The organism is Pantoea sp. X-Soil-MYKO-1289 (assembly GCF_059730625.1).
On record NZ_AP036006.1, the window covers coordinates 112,028 to 125,348 of the forward strand.

Genomic DNA, 13,321 nt, shown 5'->3' on the forward strand with positions numbered 1-13,321 from the left:
TCATTCCCTCTCAAAAACGGCGCTGAGCGCCAGGTGCTGCAGCAAAATGATGGTTTTGGCATCTTCAATCTCGCCGCTGCGGATCCCTTCCAGCGCGCGGGCGAAAGGCCACTCCAGCACTTCAATATCCTCGCCCTCTTCCGCCAGCCCGCCGCCTTTGCCGCGCCGATCGTCGTCATGATACTCAGCGATGAAAAAGTAGAGTTTTTCCGTAACGGAGCCCGGGCTCATATAGGCCTCCAGCACCTTCTCCGCATGCGTAACCCGAAAGCCCGTCTCCTCTTCCGCCTCCGCCAGGATGCGCGTCTCGGGCGAAGCGTTGTCGAGCAGGCCAGCCGCCGCCTCAATCAAATAGCCGCTATGGCCGTTGATATAGACCGGCAGGCGAAACTGGCGGGTCAGCACCACGCTTTTACGGGCGCGGTTGTAGAGCAGAATGACGGCGCCGTTGCCGCGATCGTAGGCTTCACGGCTCTGCTCTTGCCAGCTGCCGTCGGCGCGCTGCTGTTCAAAGGTATATTTCTTTAGCGTGTACCAGTTATCGGATAACACCTGTTCGCGCAGGTGGCGTATGTTCGGCTGCATGTTTTCTCCTCAGGAAGATGACAAAAAGCACGCTATCATGCATAATCGTGCAACATCAAGAAAAAACAAAGGCGTTTCTTTATGCTGAGTTCCCAGCGCAAGCAGGAGATTCTGGCGATACTCGCCGCGGAAAAACAGGTGATGTCCAGCGAACTGAGCCAGCGCTTTGCCGTCTCAGAGGACTCAATACGGCGCGATTTACGGGAGCTGGCGGCGGAAGGCTTGCTGCAGCGCGTACACGGCGGCGCGCTGCCGGTGTCAGCGGCGGTGGCCTCTTTTGAAACACGCAAAAACGTGCAAATCAGTTCAAAACGGCTTATTGCGCAAAAAGCGGTCAGGCTTATTCAGCCCGGGCAGGTCGTGATTATCGACGGCGGCACCACCACCGAAGCGATGGTGCGGCAGCTGCCTGCCGATCTGGCGTTTACCGCCGTCACTCACAGCCCGAGCATTGCCGTGGCGCTGGTCGACTCGCCTCTGGTCGAGGTGATTATGCTTGGCGGACTGCTCTATCGTCACTCTGTCGTGGCGGTAGGCGCGGCGGTGCTGGAGTCCATCGCGCGCATCAACGCCGATCTCTTTTTTATGGGCGTCACGGGCGTACACAAGAGCGCCGGGTTAACCACTGGCGACTATGAAGAGGCGGGGATTAAACGGGCGCTGGCGGCGCGCGCCTCGGAAACCGTAGTAATGGTGTCGCAGGAGAAGATGAATTCAGCCTCGGCGTTTGCCATCGGCGATTTGACGCTGGCGAGCACGCTGGTGGTCGACGGCGAGCCGGATGCCGAGATGAGGCAACTGCTGGCGCAAAAGCAAATTACGGTGATTTAAAGCCAACCGCTCCGGGGCGAAAATAGCAAGAAGTCGGCTGGCGCGCCCTCGCCCAGGGTGAAGGCGCGCCGCCGCAGGATCAGCGATTATTTCGCTAAGGCTTTCAGCAGCTGCGCCGCCGTTGCCGCCGATGATCCCGGGTTCTGCCCGGTGATCAGCAGGCCGTCCTGCACGACATAAGAGCCCCAGTCTTCGCCTTTGGAATAGAGGCCGCCTTTGGCGATCAGCTCATCTTCCACCAGGAAAGGCACGATATGGGTCAGGCCGACGCCCTCTTCTTCGCTGTTAGCGAAGCCGGTGACTTTTTTACCTTCGACCAGCGGACGCCCCGCCGCGGTTTTCACGTGGCGCAGCACGCCAGGCGCATGGCAGACCAGCGCAACCGGTTTTCCTGCTGCAATAAAGTTTTCAATCAGGGCAATAGAGTGTTGATCTTCCGCCAGGTCCCATAGCGGGCCGTGGCCGCCAGGGTAGAACACCGTATCGAAGTCGGAGGCGGAAACGCTCTCCAGGCGTACCGTCGACGCCAGCTGCGCTTTGGCTTCTTCATCCGCCTCGAAGCGGTGGGTCAGCTCGGTCTGGAAATCAGGCTCATTGCTTTTCGGATCCAGCGGCGGGTTGCCGCCCAGCGGCGAGGCCAGCGTAATGTCGGCGCCAGCGTCTTTAAAGGCGTAGTAAGGCGCGGCCAGCTCTTCCAGCCAGAAGCCGGTTTTACGTCCGGTGTCGCCCAGCCGATCGTGTGAGGTCAAAACCATTAATACTTTCATGTCTGCTCTCCGCTTGGTAAAGGTGTCATTAAAATAGTAGACCAGTCGTCTAGATTCTGCTGATAAAAAAAGTCGCTGCCGACTTTTTATTTGCCGCCCCGTCAGGAGGCAGCGTTAAGCATGTGCTGCGTCAGCACCATGGCCGATTCAAACGGCCGCTTGTTGCGTACAATCTTGACCATCACGCTGGCACCGAGCCAGAGCTGATAGAGACTTTCCGCCACCACGGCCGGCTTCTCTTCGGTGCGCAGCGATCCTTCCGCGACGCCCGCCTCGATGGCGTCCGTCAGGCGCGCCACAATCCCGGCGGTGCCCTTTTCCAGCGTATGGCGCATCGCTTCCGAGAGATCGGCCACCTCGGCGCCCAGCTTAACGGCCAGGCATTTGCCCTGACACTCCTGAAAAGATTGCGTATCCTGCCACTGCTGCCAGTAGTGCATCAGCCTTTGCTGCATCGTGCAGCCAGGCCGCCCCAGCGTCTCGTCCATATTCGCCAGATAGCTATCAAAGTAACTTTCCAGCATCGCGACGCCAAAGGCATCTTTCGACCCGAAGTAGTGATAGAACGAGCCTTTCGGCACGCCTGCTTCCGTCAGAATTTCATTGAGGCCGACAGCCGAGTACCCCTTGCTGGCCATAATGCGCTGGCCGGTCTCCAGGATATGCTCGCGGATGTCTTCTCTGTGTTTGTGAGCGACTCTGTTCATGGGGTTAAGATAGTATTTATTAGACCGGTCGTCTAGAGATGAGCGTGATTTTTTTGCGTCTACTCTATCATGGATTACGCAAAAGCGCTAAAAAGCTTTTTAATCAATGGGATAAAAGAGCAGGCGGCACTGCCCGATCGACAGGCGGTGCTGGCTCGCTTTGAGCCGCTTTTCCGCGCCGGGGGCCGCCCGCCGCTGCGCGGTTGCGCTGGCGAACCACCATCTTGACGTCTGCGCGCCGTGGTTCGACGCGCACGGCGGGCGATCTGAAGACGCCTGACGCGACCCCGTCAGGCTATCCGGGCGGGCGCAGGCTTTAACGTCCCTTCTTTTTGCGTCCTGGCTGGACAAAGCGTTTGCGGTTGCCCGCGCGGTCATCGCCTTTCTCGTTCTTCTTCGGCGCGCTGCTGATAACCGGCTTTTTCACCGCACTGCTTTTCGCGGGCGTCTTTTTCTTTGCGGGCTTCTCTTCTGACGAGGAGTTTTCGATCAGTTTAAACAGCTCCGCCAGCTCGTCGTCGGTGAGGTCGCGCCATTCGCCCAGCGGAATGCCCTTCAGGTTGACGTTCATGATGCGCGTGCGCTCCAGCTTCGTGACCTCAAAGCCGAAGTGCTTACACATGCGGCGGATCTGACGATTCAGGCCCTGCACCAGCGTAATGCGAAAGACAAACGCGGACTCTTTAACCACTTTGCATTTTTTGGTGACCGTACCGAGCATCGGCACGCCTGCGCCCATACCGGCGATAAAGTCGTCGGTGATCGGCTTATCGACGGTGACCACATACTCTTTCTCGTGGTTATTGCCCGCGCGCAGGATTTTATTGACCAGATCGCCATTGTTGGTAAGGAAGATCAGCCCCTGAGAATCTTTATCCAGGCGGCCAATAGGGAAGATGCGCTCGCTGTGGTTAACGAAGTCGCGAATGTTGTCGCGTTCGCCCTCTTCCATGGTGGTGATGATGCCGACCGGCTTGTTCAGCGCGATCAACACCAGATTCTCCTCGCTGCGAGGCTCAATCAGCTGGCCGTTTACCTTGACGCTGTCACCCGGAAAAACCTGTGCGCCGACGGCAGCGCGTTTGCCGTTAATAAACACGTTGCCCTGTTCGATGTAGCGATCGGCGTCGCGGCGCGAACAGATTCCGCTCTCGCTGATGTATTTGTTCAGGCGCGTGGATGCGTTAAGCAAGGGAAACCTCCAAAAAGCGCGGACTATACAATAATCTTGCGGGTAAATCCTGCGCTTCCTGCAGGTTAGCCCGTTCTTCTCGCCTGCTGTTTTTATCGCGGCGGCAGACTGCGCTTATGTAGCATATTCCCGCGCGCTTTTCTCTCTTTCGTCGTGGCAGGCTTGCCAGCGCCATCACAATTTCCAATGACCCGCCAGCTTGTAAGTTTTAAAACGGCATGACAACATCCGTACATGTATATACATGTAGCGTCGCAACAGTTAACAAAGGGCAGATAAAAATTAACACTTCAACCTGGCGAGGAAACTATGTCAGCGGAACTTCCTGCAGCAGCGCCTTCGGGCGGCGAGAGCCAGCGGCTTTCTGAAACCCGTTCGATCGATTTTATTCCCCAACGCGAACGGCATGGTCATCCGTTCAGCCAGTTCACGCTATGGTTCGGCGGCAACCTGCAAATTACCGCTATCGTCACCGGCGCGCTGGCGGTGGTGCTGGGCGGCGATGTGGTCTGGTCGATTATCGGCCTGTTCGTCGGCCAGATTATCGGCGCGGCGGTGATGGCGCTGCATGCCGTGCAGGGGCCGCGAATGGGACTGCCGCAGATGATCACCAGCCGCATCCAGTTCGGCGTGTTCGGTGCGGTGATCCCGCTGGTGCTGGTGTGCATCATGTATATCGGCTTCTCCGCCAGCGGCACGGTACTGGCCGGGCAGGCGATGGCGAAGCTGCTGCATATTAATAACGCCGCCGGGATGATCCTGTTCAGCCTGATCATTATCGTGATTGCGGTGCTGGGGTATCGGGTTATTCACAAGCTGGGCAAAGTCGCCAGCGTCATCGGGGTGCTGGCGTTCTTCTATCTGTTCGTCACGCTGCTCTCCACCCACGATTTAGCGCCGCTCTGGCAGAATCGCCACTTCGCCTTCTCGACCTTTTTACTCGCCGTGTCGCTCTCTTCGTCATGGCAGATCGCCTTTTGCCCCTACGTCTCTGACTACTCACGCTATCTGCCGCAGGATGTCTCCGCGAAACGCCTGTTCAGCGCGGTGTTTTTCGGCACCGTGCTCGGCACCCAGGCGTCAATGACGCTGGGCGTTATCGTCGCGGCTATCGCGGGCAGCGCCTTTTCCGGCAATGAGGTGGGCTATATTGTCAGCCTGGGCAGCAGCGCCACGATGGCGGCGGTGATCTATTTTGCTATCTGTTTCGGCAAGATCACCTTTACCACGCTGAACGCCTACGGCAGCTTTATGTCGCTGACCACCATCGTCTCCGGCTTCAGCCGGCAAACCTCGCTGAGCCGGCGCGGACGGATAGGCTTCGTGGTGCTGATGGTGGCGATCTCCTGCGGCATCGCGCTGATCAGCGAACCCGCTTTTCTCAAATCCTTTACCCATTTTTTGCTGTTTCTGCTGGCCTTTTTTGTGCCCTGGAGCGCCATTAGCCTCACCGATTTTTACCTTATTACCAAAGGCCATATCGACATTCCCGCGCTGTCGCAGCCTGACGGGCGCTACGGCCGCTGGAACTGGGCGGGCATTGCCACCTATTTTGCTGGCGTGCTGATCCAGCTGCCGTTTATCGATAATCCGCTGCACCACGGTTCATTGACCTGGATTTTTGCCGGCAATGACGTCTCGTGGATTATTGGCTGGTTCGCAACGGCGCTGTTATGGCTGGGCATGCGGCGTTTTGACCGCCGCGGTACGCTAAACGCAACGCGCTACCTCACGGCGAAGCGATAAAGCGCAGCGAGGCGCATTGATTAATGCGCTGAAAAGCGCTGTGCAGGAAAAACAGGCCGGCATTAACGTTGATTGAATGTTAATTGCCGGCCTTTTCATTAAGCTGGTTATATAAATCGCGATAAACTGATTAAAAGTTAAAGGGACGTTTTTTATTAGGTCATCTGTCAGGCAATATAATCCCGCTCACGCTGTTTTATTCTTAACAAGCCATAATCAATTAACCTGCTTTTTACGCCGCTTTTCAAATAAAAACGAATCACTGTATCTCTGTAATTGTGCGCGGGTGAGACGATGCTATTATGCGATCGTTATCTGACGAACACTGTGAATAACGTCACGCTGTTAAATGAGTGACGCGATTTACAAAGGCTATCGGCGGATATGGAAATATTTTTGCGCGTTGATGCGCGCAGCCAGAAAAAAGATACCCATTAATACAATAATTCTATAAGGGGAGAGTTCCTGTGAATAAAATAGTGTTATCTACTTCCGTCGCGCTGGCGCTGGGTGCCGTAAGTTACACCGGTTATGCGGCGGAGTCCGCTACGCTTAGCGTCACCGGGACGATTTCTCCGACCTCGTGCAATGTTTCGCTGAGCGCGGAAAAATTTGACTTTGGCCCTATTTCTGCTGCATCCCTGACCGGGCTGCATAACGATAAAAGCAGCAGCGCGATCAACCTTAATGTCGCCTGCGATGCGGCCACCGCCATGGCAATACAGACCAGCGATAACCGCGCTTCCAGCGCGATGACGGGCGCGGAAATGGAAGAGGCGATGCACACGTCAACCTCGTTGAGCGACGACAGCCTGTTTGGGTTAGGCACCGACAGCGCCAATAACAAAATTGGCGTTATGATGCTGGTGCTGACGAATGCCGCGCTGAATGGCGCTGCCAGCAATAACCTGCTGACCAGCAGCGACAAAGCGTCATGGCATCCGCATGCCATCTCACTCACTTCGCCCTATCCGCTGGTGAAAAACGGCTACTTCGCCATGGCGTCTGACGAGAGCGCAACCGCGCCGGCGGCGGTTACCAACGTCAGCTATACGCTGCGTGCGGGAATTATCCTGAAAAGAGCGGAGAAATATCCTGGCGGCGAAGCGGTCAATATAGACGGCAACGTTACCTTCTCGCTTGTTTATTTATAATCCCTTTATCCACACGCAGGCCAGCCGGCCTGCCTATTAAAAGTTATGCTATGAATACGCTGAGTAAATTAACGCTTATCTCCCTTTTATTTACCGCCTCTGTGACACATGCTCTTGCGGCAGGCATGAAGCCAGAACATCCCGTGCTCTTTATCGACGACAAAACGCGCGAGGCGACAATTAGCGTCGAGAATACCGAAGATCGTTCCGCATTGCTGCACAGCAGCCTGCAAACCATCGCGGAAGAACCTGACAATAAATTAATTATTACGCCGCAGCTGGCGCGCGTCGAACCCGGAAAAAAACAGCAGATTCGCGTGTTATTAAAAGAGGGAGTTAAACTCACTCATCAGACACTGCAGCGTATTAATTTTATCGGCGTTCCCGCTGAGGATGGCGATAAAAACCGCGTTCGCGCCGTTATTGGCCAGAATATTCCCGTTATTCTTTCCCCGGCTTCGCTGCCTGTTAATACCACGCCCTGGACAGGACTAAAAGTGCAGCGCACGCAAGGCGCGATCAACATAGTCAATCCCACGCCCTGGCTGGTGCGATTAACCACTCAGGCCGAGGTGCTGCCGGGTAACCAGCCCGTGACGCTGCCCAAAACCTATATTCTGCCGCAGGAAACCCTGACTATTCCGCTCTCGTCTTCCGCTATCAGCAGCGCGCGCAGCATCAGGCTGCATCCGGTGACCCGCTTTGGCATTCTGACCTCGCCCTGGTCACTCGAGCTTTAGCGACTGACGCGGTCAGCATAATGAACCTCTTTTTCTTGCTGGGCGCGCTGATGTTTGCGGTCAGCGCCTCGGCAGCGGAAAAATACGATCGCCAGATGCTGGCCGCGCTGGGCTATGACGCCGCTGTTACCGATCTGCTGGAAGCGGGCGCGCATTTTCTGCCGGGAACACATCCCGTCAGCCTCATCACCAATGGAAAAAACAGCGGCATTCATTCACTCCTGTTTGATGATGCCGGTTCGCCCTGCTGGGACGCATCCTTATTGCGCCGGCTGGATATCGATCCTCGCGCGTTTACGCTGGTTCAGCCCGCCTGCCTGCAGCCCGCTCAAGGGAGCGGCATCCGCCTGGAGGAACAGGTTGAGCACAGCACGCTGCTGCTGCATATTCCTGCCAGCGCGCTGCTTATAGAGAACCAGTATGCGACCGGCGGCAGCGCGATGATGATGAATTACGATTTTCGCCGCTATGACTTTCAGGCTCTGGGGGGGAAATATCGCCATTCCGAAACGCTGACCTCAGAGCTGGGCGCCAATATCCGCCAGTGGATCCTGCGCAGCGGTCAGAATTACTCCGCCTTCAATAACCATGGCAAACTGACGCCTCTTTACCGCTATGCGCAACGCTCTTTCCCCGGTCACGCTGCGGTGATGCAGGCCGGGGAGATCATCACCAACGATCCCCTGTTTACGGGCATTACGCTGACCGGCGTACAGGTGCTGCCCGAGCGCGCCGCGAGCAACCTGGTTAGCCTCACGGTATCGCTGCCTCAATCGGGAAGCGCAGAGGTCTGGCAGGGAAATATTTTGCTTAAAACCTATCGGGTGACCGCCGGCATCAATCGGCTGGGCGCGCTGCCGGCCCTTAATCAACAAGATGACTTCACGCTAGTAACCATCGATGAAAACGGTAATCGTCAGCAGCAGAGGATCCCGCGCATTCAGGCGCAGTCAGAAACGGCGCTGACGGAAGACGGCCCCGCCTTTGCTGCCGGGCGGCTGCGTCTGAGCCGGGATAATATGCCGCTGGTAGTGGCCTCAACCGGACTGCTGCAGACGCCGCATTTCGGGCTGACGATCGGCGCGCTGGCGGGCGAGCGCTATCAGGCCGCCGCGTGGCGCGCCCGGCTGCGTCTTACCGGAAAGCTCTCGGGCAGCCTGTCGCAGATCCTTTCTCAGGCGGATCAGCAAGGCGTGACGCACCAGGCTGCGTTGAATTACCCGCTGAATAAGCAGCTTTCGCTGACCACATCGGCTAACTTTCGTAGCCGTGGCTACCGGGCGATTGGCAGCGGCTGGGGCGTGGAAAGCGAGAGCGAGGAGAGCGGGCAGATCAGGTCGCAGTTTGCGGCCGGCGCCAGCTTTAACCGCTCCGCGCTGGGGCTGTTTTCGCTCTACGGATCTTACGTGGAGAACTGGCAGGGCCATCATACGCGAAGCTATACGCTGGCGTGGAGTCGTACCTTCAGGCGCGTTAACGTCAATCTGGGCGTGCAGAAAAACCGCATCACCACCCCGCATCAACATCACGACGATCGCTACGCTTACCTTAACTTTTCCCTTCCGCTGGGCCGCGACAGAAATCTGCGTGGCTGGATAACGCATAACGACAAAGAGGCGCGCGCAGGCAGCAGCTACGATCAAACGATCGGCCCGGCTTTTGCGTGGAGCCTGTCGAGCGAAAAAGGCGCGCATGAAACGCCTTCCATTGCCAGCAGCGCCAGCTGGACCAGCAAATACAGCCAGCTGAGCGGCGGGATATCGCGCAGCGCGGCCAGCAATCACCTCTCTTTTGGCGCGCGCGGCGGCGCGGTGTGGCACAGCGAAGGGCTGACCTTTACGCCGCGCGAGGTAGGCGAGACGTTCAGCGTCATTTCGCTGCGCCGCGCGCAGCCGGACGTCGAAATCCGTACGCCAGCCGGCAGCGTCTGGAGCGACCGCAGCGGCCATGCCGTCGTATCCTGGACGCCCTGGCAGAAAAACATCGTGCAAATTAATCCGAACACGCTGCCGAACAATGTGCAGATCCCTGGCGGCATCGCCGAGCTGACGCCGTTCCGCGGCGCGGTGATACCGGTTGAGATGCCTGCCTGGCGCGTGCGCCGCGTGCTGCTGAGCTTTCCCGCCGAAGAGAGGCCTGAACCGGGCAGCGCGGTGGAAAACAGCGCAGGCAAGCTGATCGCCTTTGTTGGCGAAGACAACACGCTGTTTATCGACGATCTTCCCGCTGGCACGCTTTACGCCCGGCGGCCAGACGGCACGCGCTGCGCAATAGCGCTGACCACGCCCTGGGTTGATCGTCCTGACAGCCTCTATACTCCCCTTTCCGCGAGATGCGTGTTATGAACTATTCCCTCTTTTTTCTTCTGGCGCTAACGGCGACATCCGCTGCCCGCGCTGAGTGCGACATCCTGCTCAGCGACCCGCAGATAAATTACGCGCCGGTGACGCGCGGCGAGCTTCTCGCCCGACCGGAAAACGGGCTGATGGCCAGCGAACTGCGCACCGGCGATGCGCAGGATGTGGATATCGCGGTGCAGTGCGATGCGCCCACGGCACTGGCGCTGCAGTTCATCGCGCCTGTGGCAGAGAGTCAAAGCTACCGCTTTGGCGCGGCTGGCCGGGCCACTCTGGTATTGCACGATCTCTTTATCGACGATCGTCAGGCGGAGGTGGTCAGCGACGGCCGACATGCGGCCGCTATGGCTTTCACGCCGGAGCACGCCCTGACGTTCTGGCAAAACGGCGGCCCGGCGACAGGCACTTTTCTGCGCGGCAAGGTGCGGGTGACGACCTGGATGCCGGGCGAGGCTACGCGGGTAAGCGAACAGGCGCGCTGGATGCTGAACGGCAGCTTTGTGCTGCGCCCCGCCAGCTGAGCATGGTCAGACATACCCCATCATTTTCAGCATCGACTGCGCCTGACCCATCGCCTCGGCGCGGTGGGTCACGCCCAGTTTCTGATAGAGGTTGCGGATATGAGTCTTGATGGTGGTGGCCGCCACATCGAGTTCGCTGGCGATCTGATCGTTGCTGTAGCCGGAGTAGATCAACCCCAGCACCTGCCATTCGCGCTGCGTTAGCGGGCTGGTGCGGATCAGTTCCGGCACGTCGGGATGGTTGAGCAACCGGCTGACGAAGCCCTCGTCAAAATGGGCGAATTTATGCCGATGATATTTGTTGATCTCATTCAGGATGCGCCGTGCGCGATGGCTCTCCAGCTCTTCCAGCGCGTTGAGCTGAATAAGCTGACGCAGCTGCTGCGCCATCATCTCGCCTTCAATCACGAAATGGCTGATAAAGCCGGTGCCGCGCGCCAGCTTTAGCGCCTCGATAAGCGCGCGCTGCGCCTCCGCTTTGCGCCCGGTCTGCCAGTAGATCTGATTCAGCAGCAGCAGATTGCGATTCATATCGCTCATCAGACGCAGCGCGCGGGCGTTGTCGTTCAGCTCCTCCAGCACCACCTCCGCCTGGGTGAGATCGCCCTGCAGTATCTGCGCCCGCGCAATGTTGCGCCACTGCCCCTGCAAAAAGTGATTATTGGCGAATTCCGGTTTCGCGGTGTGGCGCATCCAGTGGCTGGCGCTCTGCACGTCGCCCGTCATCTGCCAGTAAATCACCCTTACCTTGTCGGCGTTGGCGATCCAGTCGCTGTGCAGGCTGCCGTTGTTCAGCAGATTCTCCAGCCGGTTCAGGTAGCTGCGCGCGTTATCGAGATTGCCGCGCGCCAGCGAACACTGCACCAGCAGTCCCAGACACTGGATCTGCTGCTGCGGCGGATAGCCTTTCAGCACTTTCATGCCCTCGCGCGCCGCCTGCTCCGCCTCGTCGAGCCGGCCCCACGCCCACATTAGCTGGGCACGAATCCGCAGCAGAAACTCATGCAGCGGAAACTGCGCCAGATGCTGCTCGCCCACCAGCACGAAGGCTTTCTCCTGAATCTCCCACGCCGCCTGCAAGAAGCCCTGCGCAAAGAGGATCTCGCTTTGCTGGATCAGGCTCCAGAGCGCGTAGTGCCAGGCTTCGTCGCGCCGCGCCATCTGTTCGGTCTGACGCATCAGCGCCAGCGAACGGGCCAGCTCGCCTTTGCAGTGCATGACTTCGCCATGCACCGAGGTGGCGACGATGCGGCTGTAGCGGCGGCTTTCCGGCAGGGTCTCCAGCGCAAGACGGGCAAGCTGCTCCGCCTCGTCGGCGTTGCCGTCGTTGATGGCCACCTGCGCACGCACGGCGTTGAACTCGCCCTGCAGCGCCGCGTCGATCTCGCAGCTGCACGCCTGCTCGAACGTCGCCAGCAGGCGGTTGACCTCGGAAAAACGGTGCTGGCTCTGCATCAGCCAGGCCTGAAGCAGCACCAGCCTGGGGTTCTCCAGCAGCATCGTCCAGGGCAGCGCCTTGAGCGATTGCTCCAGCAGCGCCAGCTCGCTCTGATTGAACAGCGTCCAGGCGTGCGCCAGCAGCACCTCGCACAGCATCGCGGCGTCGCCGGAGGCGAGCGCATGGTGGATCGCCTCGCCGGGAAATCCCTGCGCCATCCAGCCCTGCGCCGCCGCGCGATGCACCGCAGGCAGCTCCGCCGCCAGCTCCCACTCGCAGCGCTGGCGCAAAAAAGAGCCGAACAGCGGGTGATAGCTGAACCACTGCCCTGAATCATCCATGCGCTGCAGGAATAACCCCTGGCGTTCGATCTCCTCCAGCCGCATGCGGCCGTTGGCCTCGCCCGTCACGCAGGCGACGAGCGCGTCGTTCATCGAGCGCAGCAGCGCGCTTTTCAGCAGAAAGTGGCGCGTCGCGTCATCGACATTATCCAGCACCTCTTCCACCAGGTAGTCGGCCAGATGACTGGCGTTGATGCCGGAGAGCCGCCGCGCGGAGTCCTGCGCCGAACCCGCGCCCTGACGCGTCGAGAGCGCAATCAGCTGTAGCGCGGTCGCCCAGCCCGCCACGTCGTCGCACAGGCGCCCGCTCTCTTCGGAGGCGAGCGGCGCGCTCAGGCGACAGTCAAAAAATTGTTTCGCTTCGTGATGGGTAAACGCCAGCTGCTGGCTGCCCAGCTCCAGCAGCTGTTCGCGCACCCGCAGATTAGCGATGCCGAGCTGCGGCAGATTGCGCGACAGCACCACCAGCGTCAGATTGTCGGGCTGATGGCGCAGGAAAAAACGCATCGCCTCATGGATGGCGGGATTGGCGATGTGGTGATAGTCATCCACGATCAGCCACAGCGGCTGCCGCCATTCGGCCAGCTCAATAAACAGCTGCGCGAACAGCGCGTTGAGGTTGACGTACTGACGCTTCTGCGCCAGCGTTTCGCTGCGGCTGCAGCCGCCCTGCGTCGCCTGCTGCAGCGCCGCGATAAGATAGTCGGCGAAGCGCTCCGGCTGATTATCGCCCTCGTCTAATGAATACCAGCCCAGATCCTTTTTATCCGCCGCCCACTGCGAAACCAGCGTCGTTTTGCCGTAGCCCGCCGGGCTGGTAATCAAAACCAGCCGGTAATTGCCTGCAGCGCCGAGCTTTTGCAGCAGGCGGTCGCGCGTGACGGTGCTTTCAAGGCGAACGGGACGACTGAGCTTCGAGGGAATTAACATGGGCGCACGCTT

At 58.8% G+C, this 13,321-nt stretch carries 11 protein-coding genes; 6 read left to right on the forward strand and 5 right to left on the reverse strand.

Annotated features, from left to right (window positions below; all coding sequences use genetic code 11):
- Nucleotides 1–585: a GDP-mannose pyrophosphatase gene (locus AC6I7Z_RS22495; RefSeq protein ID WP_497816020.1), complete on the reverse strand. Its 585-nt coding sequence runs from the start codon at nucleotides 583–585 to the stop codon at nucleotides 1–3.
- Nucleotides 586–666: 81 nt separating this feature from the next.
- Between AC6I7Z_RS22495 and AC6I7Z_RS22500 the strand changes: the two genes are divergently transcribed.
- Nucleotides 667–1,416: a DeoR/GlpR family DNA-binding transcription regulator gene (locus tag AC6I7Z_RS22500; protein WP_497816021.1), complete on the forward strand. Its 750-nt coding sequence runs from the start codon at nucleotides 667–669 to the stop codon at nucleotides 1,414–1,416.
- A gap of 86 nt (nucleotides 1,417–1,502) precedes the next feature.
- Here the strand turns inward: AC6I7Z_RS22500 and AC6I7Z_RS22505 are convergent, their stop codons facing one another.
- The 3 genes from AC6I7Z_RS22505 to rluF all read right to left on the reverse strand — a co-directional run bounded on the left by AC6I7Z_RS22505 (nucleotide 1,503) and on the right by rluF (nucleotide 4,082).
- Nucleotides 1,503–2,183 carry a type 1 glutamine amidotransferase domain-containing protein gene (locus tag AC6I7Z_RS22505; protein ID WP_497816022.1) on the reverse strand — a complete coding sequence of 227 codons (681 nt, stop codon included), beginning with the start codon at nucleotides 2,181–2,183 and terminating at the stop codon, nucleotides 1,503–1,505.
- A gap of 101 nt (nucleotides 2,184–2,284) precedes the next feature.
- Nucleotides 2,285–2,890: a TetR/AcrR family transcriptional regulator gene (locus AC6I7Z_RS22510; protein WP_497816023.1), complete on the reverse strand. Its 606-nt coding sequence runs from the start codon at nucleotides 2,888–2,890 to the stop codon at nucleotides 2,285–2,287.
- Nucleotides 2,891–3,206: 316 nt separating this feature from the next.
- Entirely contained in the window at nucleotides 3,207–4,082 is an 876-nt protein-coding gene (gene rluF / locus AC6I7Z_RS22515) for a 23S rRNA pseudouridine(2604) synthase RluF (RefSeq protein ID WP_497816024.1), read from the reverse strand.
- Nucleotides 4,083–4,391: 309 nt separating this feature from the next.
- Between rluF and AC6I7Z_RS22520 the strand changes: the two genes are divergently transcribed.
- From AC6I7Z_RS22520 to AC6I7Z_RS22540, 5 genes are all read left to right on the forward strand, one after another.
- Nucleotides 4,392–5,828 (forward strand): purine-cytosine permease family protein, encoded by a 1,437-nt coding sequence (locus AC6I7Z_RS22520; RefSeq protein ID WP_497816025.1) that lies wholly within the window; start codon nucleotides 4,392–4,394, stop codon nucleotides 5,826–5,828.
- Between the two features lie 467 nt (nucleotides 5,829–6,295).
- Nucleotides 6,296–6,982: a DUF1120 domain-containing protein gene (locus AC6I7Z_RS22525; protein ID WP_497816026.1), complete on the forward strand. Its 687-nt coding sequence runs from the start codon at nucleotides 6,296–6,298 to the stop codon at nucleotides 6,980–6,982.
- A 50-nt stretch (nucleotides 6,983–7,032) separates the two neighbouring features.
- A complete protein-coding gene (locus AC6I7Z_RS22530) occupies nucleotides 7,033–7,722 on the forward strand; it encodes a fimbria/pilus chaperone family protein (protein ID WP_497816027.1) in 690 nt (229 codons plus the stop codon).
- Between the two features lie 20 nt (nucleotides 7,723–7,742).
- Entirely contained in the window at nucleotides 7,743–10,067 is a 2,325-nt protein-coding gene (locus AC6I7Z_RS22535) for a fimbria/pilus outer membrane usher protein (protein ID WP_497816028.1), read from the forward strand.
- Nucleotides 10,064–10,600, forward strand: a complete 537-nt coding sequence (locus AC6I7Z_RS22540) for a DUF1120 domain-containing protein (protein ID WP_497816029.1) — start codon at nucleotides 10,064–10,066, stop codon at nucleotides 10,598–10,600. Before AC6I7Z_RS22535 ends, AC6I7Z_RS22540 begins: the two co-directional genes overlap by 4 nt.
- A 6-nt stretch (nucleotides 10,601–10,606) precedes the next feature.
- Here AC6I7Z_RS22540 and malT read toward each other — a convergent pair whose 3' ends face one another.
- Nucleotides 10,607–13,309: an HTH-type transcriptional regulator MalT gene (gene malT, locus AC6I7Z_RS22545; RefSeq protein ID WP_497816030.1), complete on the reverse strand. Its 2,703-nt coding sequence runs from the start codon at nucleotides 13,307–13,309 to the stop codon at nucleotides 10,607–10,609.
- Nucleotides 13,310–13,321 lie beyond the last annotated feature (12 nt).